This window comes from Flavobacterium plurextorum (assembly GCF_024638035.1).
GTDB classification, from domain to species: domain Bacteria; phylum Bacteroidota; class Bacteroidia; order Flavobacteriales; family Flavobacteriaceae; genus Flavobacterium; species Flavobacterium plurextorum.
This window is the reverse complement of sequence record NZ_CP100442.1, coordinates 1749293-1770122: the sequence shown is the minus strand read 5'-3', so window position 1 is coordinate 1770122 and position 20830 is coordinate 1749293. Positions and strand designations below refer to the sequence as shown.

Here is a 20830-nt window from a genome sequence, read left to right as displayed (position 1 = left end):
GTTTGTATTTTTTATTTATTAAGATATAAATAACCTGAAAGTTCATGAGGAGTAGAATCGCTATCATTATATTTAATAATATAAAAATAAGTTCCTACTGGCAATCCGTTAGATTCTTTAATCGTTGTACGCCCTTGTGAAAATCCTGTAAATACTCGATCTTCATTATTGTAACGATCAATATCAAAAACTAATACTCCCCATCTGTTGTAGATCTCTACTGTATTATTAGGGTAACACTCTAATCCTTGAATGTAGAATCTTGAATTTTTAGCGTCTCCATTTGGAGAGAAAGCATTAAAGACTTTTATCACACATCCTGTTAGTCCTAAAACAGTTGGTTTATCTCCTGTAAGACTTGCGTCGTCAGAAGCATCTTCAACTACAACTCCTTTTGCACTGCTACCTTTTACAGTTGCTTGGTTACTTACACTTCCGCGATTTATGTCGGCTTGTGTTATCTTGTATTCCGCTGTAAAATTGGTATCATTAGATTCGTTTACATTTAAATCAATTGCTTGACCAAAAACTTTAACACCAACTAAAGGATCATTAATCATAACTCCTTTCAATGGAACATTTCCTGTATTTGTTACTACAAATCTATATGTAATTGTTTCTCCTGCATTAGCAACTCCATTACCATTTTCATCGTTGAATACAGCTGTTTTAACAAGTGCAATTTCTGGAACTTCAACAAAAACATTTAAAATTCCTGTACTGCAATTAGATGAATCTGCTTTTTCGCAAACTTGGTACGCAATTGTATAATTTCCACCAGGTGTATTTGGTTTCATATTTACAGTTCCGTCCGAATTAAATTCAAAATATGGACTTTTTGATATATTAGTAATTACAATATCTAAAGAACTTATTAGCTTATCATTCAAGAAATCATTGTCTAAAACGTTAACAAATTCAAGTGAGCCATTTATTCCATCTGCAATACCTTGATCGTTTCCAAGTACAATTTTTGAAACTGGAGGATCTGGATCAACGCTGTTTTCAACTGAAACTTTCACTTTTGCCTGACTGCAATTAGTTGGATTTAATACTTCACAAATTTGGTAAGTTAATTCATAATCTCCAACTGGAGTTCCATCTTTTACTTCTATCGATCCATCCGCTTTTAAAATTAAATTAGGATTTGAAACTACTGTAGTCAAAATAACAGCTGAAGGATTTACTGCTAAACCATTAAGCATATCATTCTTAAAAATGTTTACGTTTGGTTTTTCTCCTTTATTAGTATCGATGGTTCCTCCATTATCATCATTTGCTTTTAAAACTCCTCCAACTACTGGAATATAACTTTTGATAGTAGCGCAGTTTGTTGGATTTAAATATTCGCAAATTGTATATTCAATCTCATAGATTCCTATTGGCGTTCCTGCATTCACTTTTACAGTTCCGTCTGCATTTAATGTCAATCCTGCAGTAACATTTACACTTGTCAAGATTACTCCGCCATTACTATTTTTGATAACAACTGGAACTCCGTTTAGTATATCATTTAATATTAACGATGGAGTTGTTCCACCCGTGCTGCCATTAATCTCAATAGTTCTCTCAGTTATGGCATCAATTGCTGGTTTGCCTACTACTACAATTGAAGTTACTTCATCACAGTTTGTCGGATTGTTTACTTCACAGATTTTGTAGATTACATTATAATTTTTTGCAGGAGTGTTCGCCGCAACTGTTACCGTTCCGTCTGCATTCAGCGTTAATCCGGTTGGAACATCTACTGGAGTCAGTTTTACTTCTCCAGGGTTTGTACCTATTACAACAGCAGCTCCGTTTAACTCATCATTTAAAGTTAAAGCCGGGGTGTTTCCGCCTGTAAATCCATTGATTGAAGCTGTTGTTTCTGTAACTGCATCAATTATCGGCTGTCCTACCACTACAATTGAAGTTACTTCATCACAGTTTGTCGGATTGTTTACTTCACAGATTTTGTAGATTACATTATAATTTTTTGCAGGAGTGTTCGCCGCAACTGTTACTGTTCCGTCTGCATTCAGCGTTAATCCGGTTGGAACATCTACTGGAGTCAGTTTTACTTCTCCAGGGTTTGTACCTATTACAACAGCAGCTCCGTTTAATTTATCATTTAAAGTTAAAGCCGGGGTGTTTCCGCCTGTAAATCCATTGATTGAAGCTGTTGTTTCTGTAACTGCATCAATTATCGGCTGTCCTACCACTACAATTGAAGTTACTTCATCACAGTTTGTCGGATTGTTTACTTCACAGATTTTGTAGATTACATCATAATTTTTTGCAGGAGTGTTCGCCGCAACTGTTACTGTTCCGTCTGCATTCAGCGTTAATCCGGTTGGAACATCTACTGGAGTCAGTTTTACTTCTCCAGGGTTTGTACCTATTACAACAGCAGCTCCGTTTAATTTATCATTTAAAGTTAAAGCCGGGGTGTTTCCGCCTGTAAATCCATTGATTGAAGCTGTTGTTTCTGTAACTGCATCAATTATCGGCTGTCCTACCACTACAATTGAAGTTACTTCATCACAGTTTGTCGGATTGTTTACTTCACAGATTTTGTAGATTACATTATAATTTTTTGCAGGAGTGTTCGCCGCAACTGTTACCGTTCCGTCTGCATTCAGCGTTAATCCGGTTGGAACATCTACTGGAGTCAGTTTTACTTCTCCAGGGTTCGTACCTATTACAACAGCAGCTCCGTTTAACTCATCATTTAAAGTTAAAGCCGGGGTGTTTCCGCCTGTAAATCCATTGATTGAAGCTGTTGTTTCTGTAACTGCATCAATTATCGGCTGTCCTACCACTACAATTGAAGTTACTTCATCACAGTTTGTCGGATTGTTTACTTCACAGATTTTGTAGATTACATTATAATTTTTTGCAGGAGTGTTCGCCGCAACTGTTACTGTTCCGTCTGCATTCAGCGTTAATCCGGTTGGAACATCTACTGGAGTCAGTTTTACTTCTCCAGGGTTTGTACCTATTACAACAGCAGCTCCGTTTAATTTATCATTTAAAGTTAAAGCCGGGGTGTTTCCGCCTGTAAATCCATTGATTGAAGCTGTTGTTTCTGTAACTGCATCAATTATCGGCTGTCCTACCACTACAATTGAAGTTACTTCATCACAGTTTGTCGGATTGTTTACTTCACAGATTTTGTAGATTACATTATAATTTTTTGCAGGAGTGTTCGCCGCAACTGTTACCGTTCCGTCTGCATTCAGCGTTAATCCGGTTGGAACATCTACTGGAGTCAGTTTTACTTCTCCAGGGTTCGTACCTATTACAACAGCAGCTCCGTTTAACTCATCATTTAAAGTTAAAGCCGGGGTGTTTCCGCCTGTAAATCCATTGATTGAAGCTGTTGTTTCTGTAACTGCATCAATTATCGGCTGTCCTACCACTACAATTGAAGTTACTTCATCACAGTTTGTCGGATTGTTTACTTCACAGATTTTGTAGATTACATTATAATTTTTTGCAGGAGTGTTCGCCGCAACTGTTACTGTTCCGTCTGCATTCAGCGTTAATCCGGTTGGAACATCTACTGGAGTCAGTTTTACTTCTCCAGGGTTTGTACCTATTACAACAGCAGCTCCGTTTAATTTATCGTTTGATGTTAAGGCTGGAGTTGTTCCGCCTGTAAATCCATTGATTGAAGCTGTTGTTTCTGTAACTGCATCAATTATCGGCTGTCCTACCACTACAATTGAAGTTACTTCATCACAGTTTGTCGGATTGTTTACTTCACAGATTTTGTAGATTACATCATAATTTTTTGCAGGAGTGTTCGCCGCAACTGTTACCGTTCCGTCTGCATTCAGTGTTAATCCTGTTGGAACATCTACTGGAGTCAGTTTTACTTCTCCAGGGTTTGTACCTATTACAACAGCAGCTCCGTTTAATTTATCATTTAAAGTTAAAGCCGGGGTGTTTCCGCCTGTAAATCCATTGATTGAAGCTGTTGTTTCTGTAACTGCATCAATTATCGGCTGTCCTACCACTACAATTGAAGTTACTTCATCACAGTTTGTCGGATTGTTTACTTCACAGATTTTGTAGATTACATTATAATTTTTTGCAGGAGTGTTCGCCGCAACTGTTACTGTTCCGTCTGCATTCAGCGTTAATCCGGTTGGAACATCTACTGGAGTCAGTTTTACTTCTCCAGGGTTTGTACCTATTACAACAGCAGCTCCGTTTAATTTATCATTTAAAGTTAAAGCCGGGGTGTTTCCGCCTGTAAATCCATTGATTGAAGCTGTTGTTTCTGTAACTGCATCAATTATCGGCTGTCCTACCACTACAATTGAAGTTACTTCATCACAGTTTGTCGGATTGTTTACTTCACAGATTTTGTAGATTACATCATAATTTTTTGCAGGAGTGTTCGCCGCAACTGTTACTGTTCCGCCTGCATTCAGCGTTAATCCGGTTGGAACATCTACTGGAGTCAGTTTTACTTCTCCAGGGTTTGTACCTATTACAACAGCAGCTCCGTTTAATTTATCATTTAAAGTTAAAGCCGGGGTGTTTCCGCCTGTAAATCCATTGATTGAAGCTGTTGTTTCTGTAACTGCATCAATTATCGGCTGTCCTACCACTACAATTGAAGTTACTTCATCACAGTTTGTCGGATTGTTTACTTCACAGATTTTGTAGATTACATTATAATTTTTTGCAGGAGTGTTCGCCGCAACTGTTACTGTTCCGTCTGCATTCAGCGTTAATCCGGTTGGAACATCTACTGGAGTCAGTTTTACTTCTCCAGGGTTTGTACCTATTACAACAGCAGCTCCGTTTAATTTATCGTTTGATGTTAAAGTTGTTCCGCCTGTAAATCCATTGATTGAAGCTGTTGTTTCTGTAACGGCATCAATTGCTGGTGCAATAACTTTTACTTCAACAGTAGCTGTATTGCAATTTGTCGAATTTAAAACTTGACAAATTTTATAATTAAATGAATAAATTCCCTCTGGCGTATTTGGCTTAACAACAACTGTTCCTGTATTAGTATCAAAAGTTAGTACAGAAGGCAGTGTAGAATCTAAAGTTAAAATAACCTCATTTCTTATCACACTACTACAATTAAGCATATCATTTGCTAAAATATCTAAAACTGCAACCCCTCCCTCGTATCCATTGATAGAACTTACTCTATCATCGTTTGGTACAATTGGGCCAATAACTTTTACTGTCTGTGTGCATGATGCTGAAACATTTCCTGATGCATCTTCAACTATCCATGTTATAGTAGTTGCTCCTAATGGATAAGCTACACTTAATGCCAAGCCATCTGAACGAACTCCTGTAAAAATGAATACTGTTGAACAGTTATCTGTAGCAGTTGGTTCTGTTATAGTAACTAGTGCTGTACATTTTCCTGCATCAGCATTTTGACTGATTGCCATAGGACAACTAATAACAGGTTTTTGGGTGTCTTTTATAATGACTTTTTGTGTCGCTGTTTCTACATTTCCGTTACCGTCATTAAAACTCCATGTAATGATATGGGTTCCCTGAGTATTATAACTCACGGCATCTGTAGTTGTTCCGGTGATAGTACCTGAACATGTATCTGTAGTTGTAGGTGCGGTAGCCGTAGCTGAACACTCACCTGTTACATCGGCTAAAACTGGTTTTGCAGGTTTTTGGGTGTCTTTTACAATGACTTTTTGTGTCGCTGTTTCTACATTTCCGTTACCGTCATTAAAACTCCATGTAATGATATGGGTTCCCTGAGTATTATAACTCACGGCATCTGTAGTTGTTCCGGTGATAGTACCTGAACATGTATCTGTAGTTGTAGGTGCGGTAGCCGTAGCTGAACACTCACCTGTTACATCGGCTAAAACTGGTTTTGCAGGTTTTTGGGTGTCTTTTACAATGACTTTTTGTGTCGCTGTTTCTACATTTCCGTTACCGTCATTAAAACTCCATGTAATGATATGGGTTCCCTGAGTATTATAACTCACGGCATCTGTAGTTGTTCCGGTGATAGTACCTGAACATGTATCTGTAGTTGTAGGTGCGGTAGCCGTAGCTGAACACTCACCTGTTACATCGGCTAAAACTGGTTTTGCAGGTTTTTGGGTGTCTTTTACAATGACTTTTTGTGTCGCTGTTTCTACATTTCCGTTACCGTCATTAAAACTCCATGTAATGATATGGGTTCCCTGAGTATTATAACTCACGGCATCTGTAGTTGTTCCGGTGATAGTACCTGAACATGTATCTGTAGTTGTAGGTGCGGTAGCCGTAGCTGAACACTCACCTGTTACATCGGCTAAAACTGGTTTTGCAGGTTTTTGGGTGTCTTTTACAATGACTTTTTGTGTCGCTGTTTCTACATTTCCGTTACCGTCATTAAAACTCCATGTAATGATATGGGTTCCCTGAGTATTATAACTCACGGCATCTGTAGTTGTTCCGGTGATAGTACCTGAACATGTATCTGTAGTTGTAGGTGCGGTAGCCGTAGCTGAACACTCACCTGTTACATCGGCTAAAACTGGTTTTGCAGGTTTTTGGGTGTCTTTTACAATGACTTTTTGTGTCGCTGTTTCTACATTTCCGTTACCGTCATTAAAACTCCATGTAATGATATGGGTTCCCTGAGTATTATAACTCACGGCATCTGTAGTTGTTCCGGTGATAGTACCTGAACATGTATCTGTAGTTGTAGGTGCGGTAGCCGTAGCTGAACACTCACCTGTTACATCGGCTAAAACTGGTTTTGCAGGTTTTTGGGTGTCTTTTACAATGACTTTTTGTGTCGCTGTTTCTACATTTCCGTTACCGTCATTAAAACTCCATGTAATGATATGGGTTCCCTGAGTATTATAACTCACGGCATCTGTAGTTGTTCCGGTGATAGTACCTGAACATGTATCTGTAGTTGTAGGTGCGGTAGCCGTAGCTGAACACTCACCTGTTACATCGGCTAAAACTGGTTTTGCAGGTTTTTGGGTGTCTTTTACAATGACTTTTTGTGTCGCTGTTTCTACATTTCCGTTACCGTCATTAAAACTCCATGTAATGATATGGGTTCCCTGAGTATTATAACTCACGGCATCTGTAGTTGTTCCGGTGATAGTACCTGAACATGTATCTGTAGTTGTAGGTGCGGTAGCCGTAGCTGAACACTCACCTGTTACATCGGCTAAAACTGGTTTTGCAGGTTTTTGGGTGTCTTTTACAATGACTTTTTGTGTCGCTGTTTCTACATTTCCGTTACCGTCATTAAAACTCCATGTAATGATATGGGTTCCCTGAGTATTATAACTCACGGCATCTGTAGTTGTTCCGGTGATAGTACCTGAACATGTATCTGTAGTTGTAGGTGCGGTAGCCGTAGCTGAACACTCACCTGTTACATCGGCTAAAACTGGTTTTGCAGGTTTTTGGGTGTCTTTTACAATGACTTTTTGTGTCGCTGTTTCTACATTTCCGTTACCGTCATTAAAACTCCATGTAATGATATGGGTTCCCTGAGTATTATAACTCACGGCATCTGTAGTTGTTCCGGTGATAGTACCTGAACATGTATCTGTAGTTGTAGGTGCGGTAGCCGTAGCTGAACACTCACCTGTTACATCGGCTAAAACTGGTTTTGCAGGTTTTTGGGTGTCTTTTACAATGACTTTTTGTGTCGCTGTTTCTACATTTCCGTTACCGTCATTAAAACTCCATGTAATGATATGGGTTCCCTGAGTATTATAACTCACGGCATCTGTAGTTGTTCCGGTGATAGTACCTGAACATGTATCTGTAGTTGTAGGTGCGGTAGCCGTAGCTGAACACTCACCTGTTACATCGGCTAAAACTGGTTTTGCAGGTTTTTGGGTGTCTTTTACAATGACTTTTTGTGTCGCTGTTTCTACATTTCCGTTACCGTCATTAAAACTCCATGTAATGATATGGGTTCCCTGAGTATTATAACTCACGGCATCTGTAGTTGTTCCGGTGATAGTACCTGAACATGTATCTGTAGTTGTAGGTGCGGTAGCCGTAGCTGAACACTCACCTGTTACATCGGCTAAAACTGGTTTTGCAGGTTTTTGGGTGTCTTTTACAATGACTTTTTGTGTCGCTGTTTCTACATTTCCGTTACCGTCATTAAAACTCCATGTAATGATATGGGTTCCCTGAGTATTATAACTCACGGCATCTGTAGTTGTTCCGGTGATAGTACCTGAACATGTATCTGTAGTTGTAGGTGCGGTAGCCGTAGCTGAACACTCACCTGTTACATCGGCTAAAACTGGTTTTGCAGGTTTTTGGGTGTCTTTTACAATGACTTTTTGTGTCGCTGTTTCTACATTTCCGTTACCGTCATTAAAACTCCATGTAATGATATGGGTTCCCTGAGTATTATAACTCACGGCATCTGTAGTTGTTCCGGTGATAGTACCTGAACATGTATCTGTAGTTGTAGGTGCGGTAGCCGTAGCTGAACACTCACCTGTTACATCGGCTAAAACTGGTTTTGCAGGTTTTTGGGTGTCTTTTACAATGACTTTTTGTGTCGCTGTTTCTACATTTCCGTTACCGTCATTAAAACTCCATGTAATGATATGGGTTCCCTGAGTATTATAACTCACGGCATCTGTAGTTGTTCCGGTGATAGTACCTGAACATGTATCTGTAGTTGTAGGTGCGGTAGCCGTAGCTGAACACTCACCTGTTACATCGGCTAAAACTGGTTTTGCAGGTTTTTGGGTGTCTTTTACAATGACTTTTTGTGTCGCTGTTTCTACATTTCCGTTACCGTCATTAAAACTCCATGTAATGATATGGGTTCCCTGAGTATTATAACTCACGGCATCTGTAGTTGTTCCGGTGATAGTACCTGAACATGTATCTGTAGTTGTAGGTGCGGTAGCCGTAGCTGAACACTCACCTGTTACATCGGCTAAAACTGGTTTTGCAGGTTTTTGGGTGTCTTTTACAATGACTTTTTGTGTCGCTGTTTCTACATTTCCGTTACCGTCATTAAAACTCCATGTAATGATATGGGTTCCCTGAGTATTATAACTCACGGCATCTGTAGTTGTTCCGGTGATAGTACCTGAACATGTATCTGTAGTTGTAGGTGCGGTAGCCGTAGCTGAACACTCACCTGTTACATCGGCTAAAACTGGTTTTGCAGGTTTTTGGGTGTCTTTTACAATGACTTTTTGTGTCGCTGTTTCTACATTTCCGTTACCGTCATTAAAACTCCATGTAATGATATGGGTTCCCTGAGTATTATAACTCACGGCATCTGTAGTTGTTCCGGTGATAGTACCTGAACATGTATCTGTAGTTGTAGGTGCGGTAGCCGTAGCTGAACACTCACCTGTTACATCGGCTAAAACTGGTTTTGCAGGTTTTTGGGTGTCTTTTACAATGACTTTTTGTGTCGCTGTTTCTACATTTCCGTTACCGTCATTAAAACTCCATGTAATGATATGGGTTCCCTGAGTATTATAACTCACGGCATCTGTAGTTGTTCCGGTGATAGTACCTGAACATGTATCTGTAGTTGTAGGTGCGGTAGCCGTAGCTGAACACTCACCTGTTACATCGGCTAAAACTGGTTTTGCAGGTTTTTGGGTGTCTTTTACAATGACTTTTTGTGTCGCTGTTTCTACATTTCCGTTACCGTCATTAAAACTCCATGTAATGATATGGGTTCCCTGAGTATTATAACTCACGGCATCTGTAGTTGTTCCGGTGATAGTACCTGAACATGTATCTGTAGTTGTAGGTGCGGTAGCCGTAGCTGAACACTCACCTGTTACATCGGCTAAAACTGGTTTTGCAGGTTTTTGGGTGTCTTTTACAATGACTTTTTGTGTCGCTGTTTCTACATTTCCGTTACCGTCATTAAAACTCCATGTAATGATATGGGTTCCCTGAGTATTATAACTCACGGCATCTGTAGTTGTTCCGGTGATAGTACCTGAACATGTATCTGTAGTTGTAGGTGCGGTAGCCGTAGCTGAACACTCACCTGTTACATCGGCTAAAACTGGTTTTGCAGGTTTTTGGGTGTCTTTTACAATGACTTTTTGTGTCGCTGTTTCTACATTTCCGTTACCGTCATTAAAACTCCATGTAATGATATGGGTTCCCTGAGTATTATAACTCACGGCATCTGTAGTTGTTCCGGTGATAGTACCTGAACATGTATCTGTAGTTGTAGGTGCGGTAGCCGTAGCTGAACACTCACCTGTTACATCGGCTAAAACTGGTTTTGCAGGTTTTTGGGTGTCTTTTACAATGACTTTTTGTGTCGCTGTTTCTACATTTCCGTTACCGTCATTAAAACTCCATGTAATGATATGGGTTCCCTGAGTATTATAACTCACGGCATCTGTAGTTGTTCCGGTGATAGTACCTGAACATGTATCTGTAGTTGTAGGTGCGGTAGCCGTAGCTGAACACTCACCTGTTACATCGGCTAAAACTGGTTTTGCAGGTTTTTGGGTGTCTTTTACAATGACTTTTTGTGTCGCTGTTTCTACATTTCCGTTACCGTCATTAAAACTCCATGTAATGATATGGGTTCCCTGAGTATTATAACTCACGGCATCTGTAGTTGTTCCGGTGATAGTACCTGAACATGTATCTGTAGTTGTAGGTGCGGTAGCCGTAGCTGAACACTCACCTGTTACATCGGCTAAAACTGGTTTTGCAGGTTTTTGGGTGTCTTTTACAATGACTTTTTGTGTCGCTGTTTCTACATTTCCGTTACCGTCATTAAAACTCCATGTAATGATATGGGTTCCCTGAGTATTATAACTCACGGCATCTGTAGTTGTTCCGGTGATAGTACCTGAACATGTATCTGTAGTTGTAGGTGCGGTAGCCGTAGCTGAACACTCACCTGTTACATCGGCTAAAACTGGTTTTGCAGGTTTTTGGGTGTCTTTTACAATGACTTTTTGTGTCGCTGTTTCTACATTTCCGTTACCGTCATTAAAACTCCATGTAATGATATGGGTTCCCTGAGTATTATAACTCACGGCATCTGTAGTTGTTCCGGTGATAGTACCTGAACATGTATCTGTAGTTGTAGGTGCGGTAGCCGTAGCTGAACACTCACCTGTTACATCGGCTAAAACTGGTTTTGCAGGTTTTTGGGTGTCTTTTACAATGACTTTTTGTGTCGCTGTTTCTACATTTCCGTTACCGTCATTAAAACTCCATGTAATGATATGGGTTCCCTGAGTATTATAACTCACGGCATCTGTAGTTGTTCCGGTGATAGTACCTGAACATGTATCTGTAGTTGTAGGTGCGGTAGCCGTAGCTGAACACTCACCTGTTACATCGGCTAAAACTGGTTTTGCAGGTTTTTGGGTGTCTTTTACAATGACTTTTTGTGTCGCTGTTTCTACATTTCCGTTACCGTCATTAAAACTCCATGTAATGATATGGGTTCCCTGAGTATTATAACTCACGGCATCTGTAGTTGTTCCGGTGATAGTACCTGAACATGTATCTGTAGTTGTAGGTGCGGTAGCCGTAGCTGAACACTCACCTGTTACATCGGCTAAAACTGGTTTTGCAGGTTTTTGGGTGTCTTTTACAATGACTTTTTGTGTCGCTGTTTCTACATTTCCGTTACCGTCATTAAAACTCCATGTAATGATATGGGTTCCCTGAGTATTATAACTCACGGCATCTGTAGTTGTTCCGGTGATAGTACCTGAACATGTATCTGTAGTTGTAGGTGCGGTAGCCGTAGCTGAACACTCACCTGTTACATCGGCTAAAACTGGTTTTGCAGGTTTTTGGGTGTCTTTTACAATGACTTTTTGTGTCGCTGTTTCTACATTTCCGTTACCGTCATTAAAACTCCATGTAATGATATGGGTTCCCTGAGTATTATAACTCACGGCATCTGTAGTTGTTCCGGTGATAGTACCTGAACATGTATCTGTAGTTGTAGGTGCGGTAGCCGTAGCTGAACACTCACCTGTTACATCGGCTAAAACTGGTTTTGCAGGTTTTTGGGTGTCTTTTACAATGACTTTTTGTGTCGCTGTTTCTACATTTCCGTTACCGTCATTAAAACTCCATGTAATGATATGGGTTCCCTGAGTATTATAACTCACGGCATCTGTAGTTGTTCCGGTGATAGTACCTGAACATGTATCTGTAGTTGTAGGTGCGGTAGCCGTAGCTGAACACTCACCTGTTACATCGGCTAAAACTGGTTTTGCAGGTTTTTGGGTGTCTTTTACAATGACTTTTTGTGTCGCTGTTTCTACATTTCCGTTACCGTCATTAAAACTCCATGTAATGATATGGGTTCCCTGAGTATTATAACTCACGGCATCTGTAGTTGTTCCGGTGATAGTACCTGAACATGTATCTGTAGTTGTAGGTGCGGTAGCCGTAGCTGAACACTCACCTGTTACATCGGCTAAAACTGGTTTTGCAGGTTTTTGGGTGTCTTTTACAATGACTTTTTGTGTCGCTGTTTCTACATTTCCGTTACCGTCATTAAAACTCCATGTAATGATATGGGTTCCCTGAGTATTATAACTCACGGCATCTGTAGTTGTTCCGGTGATAGTACCTGAACATGTATCTGTAGTTGTAGGTGCGGTAGCCGTAGCTGAACACTCACCTGTTACATCGGCTAAAACTGGTTTTGCAGGTTTTTGGGTGTCTTTTACAATGACTTTTTGTGTCGCTGTTTCTACATTTCCGTTACCGTCATTAAAACTCCATGTAATGATATGGGTTCCCTGAGTATTATAACTCACGGCATCTGTAGTTGTTCCGGTGATAGTACCTGAACATGTATCTGTAGTTGTAGGTGCGGTAGCCGTAGCTGAACACTCACCTGTTACATCGGCTAAAACTGGTTTTGCAGGTTTTTGGGTGTCTTTTACAATGACTTTTTGTGTCGCTGTTTCTACATTTCCGTTACCGTCATTAAAACTCCATGTAATGATATGGGTTCCCTGAGTATTATAACTCACGGCATCTGTAGTTGTTCCGGTGATAGTACCTGAACATGTATCTGTAGTTGTAGGTGCGGTAGCCGTAGCTGAACACTCACCTGTTACATCGGCTAAAACTGGTTTTGCAGGTTTTTGGGTGTCTTTTACAATGACTTTTTGTGTCGCTGTTTCTACATTTCCGTTACCGTCATTAAAACTCCATGTAATGATATGGGTTCCCTGAGTATTATAACTCACGGCATCTGTAGTTGTTCCGGTGATAGTACCTGAACATGTATCTGTAGTTGTAGGTGCGGTAGCCGTAGCTGAACACTCACCTGTTACATCGGCTAAAACTGGTTTTGCAGGTTTTTGGGTGTCTTTTACAATGACTTTTTGTGTCGCTGTTTCTACATTTCCGTTACCGTCATTAAAACTCCATGTAATGATATGGGTTCCCTGAGTATTATAACTCACGGCATCTGTAGTTGTTCCGGTGATAGTACCTGAACATGTATCTGTAGTTGTAGGTGCGGTAGCCGTAGCTGAACACTCACCTGTTACATCGGCTAAAACTGGTTTTGCAGGTTTTTGGGTGTCTTTTACAATGACTTTTTGTGTCGCTGTTTCTACATTTCCGTTACCGTCATTAAAACTCCATGTAATGATATGGGTTCCCTGAGTATTATAACTCACGGCATCTGTAGTTGTTCCGGTGATAGTACCTGAACATGTATCTGTAGTTGTAGGTGCGGTAGCCGTAGCTGAACACTCACCTGTTACATCGGCTAAAACTGGTTTTGCAGGTTTTTGGGTGTCTTTTACAATGACTTTTTGTGTCGCTGTTTCTACATTTCCGTTACCGTCATTAAAACTCCATGTAATGATATGGGTTCCCTGAGTATTATAACTCACGGCATCTGTAGTTGTTCCGGTGATAGTACCTGAACATGTATCTGTAGTTGTAGGTGCGGTAGCCGTAGCTGAACACTCACCTGTTACATCGGCTAAAACTGGTTTTGCAGGTTTTTGGGTGTCTTTTACAATGACTTTTTGTGTCGCTGTTTCTACATTTCCGTTACCGTCATTAAAACTCCATGTAATGATATGGGTTCCCTGAGTATTATAACTCACGGCATCTGTAGTTGTTCCGGTGATAGTACCTGAACATGTATCTGTAGTTGTAGGTGCGGTAGCCGTAGCTGAACACTCACCTGTTACATCGGCTAAAACTGGTTTTGCAGGTTTTTGGGTGTCTTTTACAATGACTTTTTGTGTCGCTGTTTCTACATTTCCGTTACCGTCATTAAAACTCCATGTAATGATATGGGTTCCCTGAGTATTATAACTCACGGCATCTGTAGTTGTTCCGGTGATAGTACCTGAACATGTATCTGTAGTTGTAGGTGCGGTAGCCGTAGCTGAACACTCACCTGTTACATCGGCTAAAACTGGTTTTGCAGGTTTTTGGGTGTCTTTTACAATGACTTTTTGTGTCGCTGTTTCTACATTTCCGTTACCGTCATTAAAACTCCATGTAATGATATGGGTTCCCTGAGTATTATAACTCACGGCATCTGTAGTTGTTCCGGTGATAGTACCTGAACATGTATCTGTAGTTGTAGGTGCGGTAGCCGTAGCTGAACACTCACCTGTTACATCGGCTAAAACTGGTTTTGCAGGTTTTTGGGTGTCTTTTACAATGACTTTTTGTGTCGCTGTTTCTACATTTCCGTTACCGTCATTAAAACTCCATGTAATGATATGGGTTCCCTGAGTATTATAACTCACGGCATCTGTAGTTGTTCCGGTGATAGTACCTGAACATGTATCTGTAGTTGTAGGTGCGGTAGCCGTAGCTGAACACTCACCTGTTACATCGGCTAAAACTGGTTTTGCAGGTTTTTGGGTGTCTTTTACAATGACTTTTTGTGTCGCTGTTTCTACATTTCCGTTACCGTCATTAAAACTCCATGTAATGATATGGGTTCCCTGAGTATTATAACTCACGGCATCTGTAGTTGTTCCGGTGATAGTACCTGAACATGTATCTGTAGTTGTAGGTGCGGTAGCCGTAGCTGAACACTCACCTGTTACATCGGCTAAAACTGGTTTTGCAGGTTTTTGGGTGTCTTTTACAATGACTTTTTGTGTCGCTGTTTCTACATTTCCGTTACCGTCATTAAAACTCCATGTAATGATATGGGTTCCCTGAGTATTATAACTCACGGCATCTGTAGTTGTTCCGGTGATAGTACCTGAACATGTATCTGTAGTTGTAGGTGCGGTAGCCGTAGCTGAACACTCACCTGTTACATCGGCTAAAACTGGTTTTGCAGGTTTTTCCGTATCGCTAACTTTTACAGTTGATACAGCAGAAGTTTCCTCACATCCAGTTAAAGTATTTTTAACTTTTACCTTATAATCTCCATCAGAATTTACAACCAATGAAGATGATGTTTGACCAGAAATTTCAATATTATTTTTATACCAAACATAAGATGGTGAAGTTGCATTCGTTACTGCATTTAAAGTAGTAGTTAAACAAGCTCCCAATGTCCCCGTTATTGAAGCAGTTGGAAGAGGATTTGTTTCTACATTAACTGTATTACTATTTGTTGTACATGTTAATCCTGGTGTTCCTGTCGTTGCTGACGAAACAACATAATATCCTGTTCCTGCAGTAAGATTTGACCATGTCAAGGCTGATCCTGTTCCAGGTTTTGATCCTTGAACTACTGCATTACTTGAGTTATATAATTGATAATTTACGCCACTTACTGAACTTGAAGAGGTAATTGTACCATTTCCTCCTGGTGAAACACAAATAGTACTTCCTGTTAATGATAATCCAGCAGGGTTTGCAGTCGTTGTTACATCTACTGTATTACTATTTGTTGTACATGTTAGTGCTGGTATTCCTGTTGTTGCTGACGAAACAACATAATATCCTGTTCCTGCAGTAAGATTTGACCATGTCAAAGCTGATCCTGTTCCAGGTTTTGATCCTTGAACTACTGCATTACTTGAGTTATATAATTGATAATTTACTCCACTTACTGAACTTGAAGAGGTAATTGTACCGTTTCCTCCTGGGGAAAAACAAATGGTGCTTCCTGTTAATACTAATGCGATTGGATTTGAATTTACATCTACTCTAATCATATTTGAAGCTGTTGCTCCAATACCACAACTATTAACTGACCAAACTCTATAATAATAAGGTCCAGATGCTAAACCATTAACAACAAAAGAAGTAACATTTCCAACATCCTTACTGTTTAAAACAAAGGTTCCACCATTAAAAGTATTAGTTGTTGCCACATCTAACAAATAACCAGTTACACCAGGAACAGCGTTCCAATTAGCTGTAAAACCACCGCAAATCACTGCAGTAGCAACTGTTGCAAGTGGCGCCGTAGGTAAAACAGGTTGGGCGTTAATGACAACATTACCTGATGCAGGTGAAGTACAGCCTGCAGCGTTTCTTACTGTAAAGTTATAGGTAGTTCCAGCTGTTAATCCTGAAATAGTTGTAGAAGTTGTACTTCCTGTAATATTTCCTGGGTTGATCGTCCAATTTCCTGATGGAAGACCACTCAATACAGCACTTCCTGTAGCAACTGTACAAGTTGGATGTGTTATAGTGCCGACTCCTGGGGCTAATGGTGTGGCTGGTTGTGGATTGATCACAACATTACCTGATGCAGGTGAAGTACAGCCTGTAGCGTTTGTTACTGTAAAGTTATAGGTAGTCCCAGCTGTTAATCCTGAAATAGTTGTAGAAGTTGTACTTCCTGTAATATTTCCTGGGTTGATTGTCCAATTTCCTGATGGAAGACCACTCAATACAACACTTCCTGTAGCAACTGTACAAGTTGGATGTGTTATAGTACCCACTCCTGGGGCTAATGGGATAGTACTTATAGTAATAACAGCACTTCCTGTCATTGTTGCAGTACAAGATGTTCCAGTATTAGTAGCAATCACAGTATAAGTTCCTGCCGTTGTTTTTGTTCCAAAACTGATCGCATTACCAGTTCCCGTAACAGCAGTTCCACTATTAGACCCTCCTAATTGTAATTGATAACTTACTCCACTATCTGAATTACTTAATCCAACTGCAAATCCTGTTCCTCCTGTACAATATGTTCCACCACCTGTAACCGCATATGCTGTTGGAAGCGGATTTACTGTAGCTGCTACGGCAACTCTAGATCCGGTAGTACAATTATTATTAGTAGCATCTACATAATAAGTAGTAGTTACAGATAAATTCGGTGTAGTAAAACTTGTACCTGTTCCTAACGAGATTCCACCTGTCACATTGCTATACCAGTTGATTGTCCCAGCCGAGGCTGATGCAGACAAAGTAACTGTTTCTCCTGCACATCCTGATCTAGGAGTTGTACTAATAATTGTTGGTGTCGTATTTACTGTTGCTGTAACTTTAGTTCTAGCTGTAGAAGTACAACCATTAGCTACAGCCTCTACATAATAATCTGTAGTTGTAGATAAACTTGGTGTTTTATAACTTGTACCTGTCGCTACTATAGCTCCTCCTGTCGCTGCAGTATACCAATTGATTGTTCCTGATGAAGCTGTTGCTCCCAAAGTTACTTCTCCTGAATCACATCGTGATCCAGTAGAGACTGCTGTTACAGTAGGTTTTGCATTAATGACAAAATTCGTTGCTGTTCTGCAACCCGGATTATTAGAACACTCCGCATAAAAAATAGTTGATATAGGTGTTGTTCTATTTGCTACACCTGAATTTGCAACTCCTACAGGATCAAAAGAATTTCCAGAAGCTATTGATGTACCTCCAGATGCTTCTTTGTACCAATTTATTGTTCCGGGAGTCTGCAACATGATCTCACCTCCGTTTGGTCTAGATGTTACTAACCAAGAAAAAGTACCTGAAATATTACCTGTACTACTTGCATAAGTAGTAGATATTAAAGTATAAGTAGTTCCAGCGTATAAAGTCATAATTCCTTGACCCGAGCCAACGCCTAAACGAGGGAGCCTATTTCCTGCGCTGTCATCATCTCCTTTAATCCAATTACCTGTTGAACAACTACCTGGTACAAAAGCTCCAGAAACAATATACCCCATAGGATCAGCATTATTACTAGCATTCATCTCTAATATATAATTCCCAGAAACACTTACTTGGAAAGGAATGGCAACGTAATTTCTAATAATACTAATATCAAACCCACAAGTACCAGAATTAATCATACTAGTAGTAGGTCTTAAAGCTGTAGGATCTGTATCTCTATTCCACGCTCCTGATATTGTAGTTCCAGAATTTACAAAATTACTAGAACAAGAAGTAGCCTTTAATGATCCCGAGTCCCCAACACACATTGAAACACCAGTGGTTGTTGGAGCTCCTGGAACCGCAATAATCTGTATTCCTGTAGTTGGAAGCGAAGTACATCCCTGTGAATTGGTTGTGGTTACTTGATAAGTTCCTGATACCAAGCCAGGAAAAACACCAGTTGCATTACTTGTTGGTGCAGTTACTGGATTTGTTCCTGTTAAAGTATAACTTACGCTCGGACCATTAGCAGGTGCTGTAACCGTTATAGTTCCAGTTGGAGTTGTACAATTTCCCTGAGTTGTATTAACTGTTGGAGCTGCTGGCAGTGCCAAAATTGTAATATCATCAACTATTATTGTTGAACCAACGCCATTAAAATTTGTTCCCGGAACATCTGCTTGGTTCGCTCCTTCATATTTTTTATTTACTGTACCATATCCATTTACAGCAGCAGTTATTTTTCTAGTAGCATCTAGCCTGCGAGTTGGATCTAAGTACTGAGCTTGCGCACTAGAACTATGTTTCCCTGCAGCAATTGTACCTGATATTCTTCCAACTAAAGTTATAGTGACAACTCCGTTTTGTGCAATATTAAAATTTCCAATTAAAGGATTATTAGCCGAACCTGTACTAGACAAAGCCCCAGAAGGACCTGAAGCCTCCGTTGAATAAGATGCTGTCGCAGCATCAAATTCAATATTTGCTGGAAAAGAGAAATCTAATAAAACTCCAGCTGCATTTCCTGCTCCAGTATTCTTTATTTGAATCTCATATGTAACTTTCTCACCAATCGAACCACATACTTCACTTGTTGTTAATGCCTTTACTGTTGTCTCCAAAATAGGAAAACAACTTGCATTTACTTGCAAATTAGGAGGCACATCAGAAGAAATAAATGATTTTACAGATCCAGCTTCACCTGGTTGCGCGCCATGATCTACCCCGTTAGCACTGCCGTTATCTGTTTTACCAGAGGCACCAGCAGTAACGGAAGGATTTATCGTTACTCCTGTTCCTGGAACATTATATCTAATAATTCCACCACCACCACCACCACCAGGTCCGTGCGAATTTCCTAAGTCATTAAGTGTATTACCTCCCTTTCCTCCATTCGCCTCAATAGTAACATTTGTGGCAATAGTATTAGTATTCGAAATATTTAAAAAAACGCTTCCTCCAGCTCCACCACCACCTGCTCCATCTGGCGCTCCTGCGTACGAACCTGGTGCTCCTTCTCCTCCGTTTGCTTTAATAGTTCCAGTTCCTTGAATATTACCCGCATTAATAAGAATTATAGCTCCACCAACTCCTCCTTTAACTCCATTTATAGCGTTATTAGCATCACCGGCTCCACCACCGCCTCCCATAATTAGTCGAGTCAGTTCTGGTTCTGGTGTCTTAAAAGAAGTAAAACCTGGTCTTCCTCCTCCAGTTCTAGGACTTGTAGCGCCGCCGCCGCCTTGCCAACCTTTACCTCCTAAACCTCCGAATCCACCATTTCCGCCGCCGCCACCGCCGGAATTATGATCATTTCCTCCACCACCTGCATTTGCAGGAGCTCCTCTACCTGAAGATCCTCCCGGTAATCCTTCATTAGCAGCTCCATTATCAACTTGACTAAAACCATCCCACATGTATCTTGGTGTACCAGCAATTCCTTCTCCTTTACCTGAAATTGCAGTATTATCTGAGGCACCGACATAAGTTAAATCATTATTTACACCAGTCGTTGCTACTGGGCTGTAACCTCCCCTAAATCCTCTTGCTGACCCATCAATTATATTGCCGTTAAAATTAAAAGTCCCAGAAACATTAAAAGCAATTACACCTCCTGCAACACCATTAAAAGGCGGAGTTGTAATAATCGAATTTAAAGTTAAATTAGAATATTGGGGTACTCTAACGATTTGAAATGTTCTCTGTCCTCTAGTTGTTGTTGCTTTTGCATTAAAAAAACTATTTCGGACACCGCCATTGGAACCTGTTCCTTTAAAAGTTAGATTTCCTCCTGCAAGTGGAACATTATTTGTCGCAATAACATACTCAAAAATCCCCGTATTATTAATATTTAGAAAGCCAGTACCACCTAAAAGGTCTTTACCACTATTTGTTGTTCCAGATCCATACAGTGGATTGTCACTATAATCAATTGTTGCATCTTGCATCTGAATAATCAAAATCAGATCTCCAGCAGAAATCGGAATCGTACCAAAGTTGTTTCCTTTACCATCTGATCCTGGAGATGCCGCCAATAAAATTGCCTGAGCCCCAGCATTTAAATTAATATCACCACTAATTGGGAAATAAGTATTTACAGAGCCTGTTATCGCTATAGGGCCATCACCTCCAGGTGTACCACAAACCTGAGCAACAGAACTTAATGATACTAACAGAAATAATAAAAGAAAAAAACTTGACCTAACAAAACTAGATACATTAAAAGTAAAGTTACGCATAGACAAACAGGGTATTAGTTGGGAGAATAGAAAACTTGGAAGCTGAAAAACCAAATTTGGCTTTCAGATTATAATATAAATACGAAAAAATGATGTAAACG

Annotated in this window: 1 protein-coding gene; it reads right to left on the bottom strand. The window is 40.1% G+C overall.

Annotated elements, in window-relative coordinates:
• Positions 1 to 11: 11 nt before the first annotated feature.
• Entirely contained in the window at positions 12 to 20729 is a 20718-nt protein-coding gene (locus NLG42_RS07955; RefSeq protein WP_257683435.1) for an Ig-like domain-containing protein, read from the bottom strand.
• Positions 20730 to 20830: the final 101 nt, after the last annotated feature.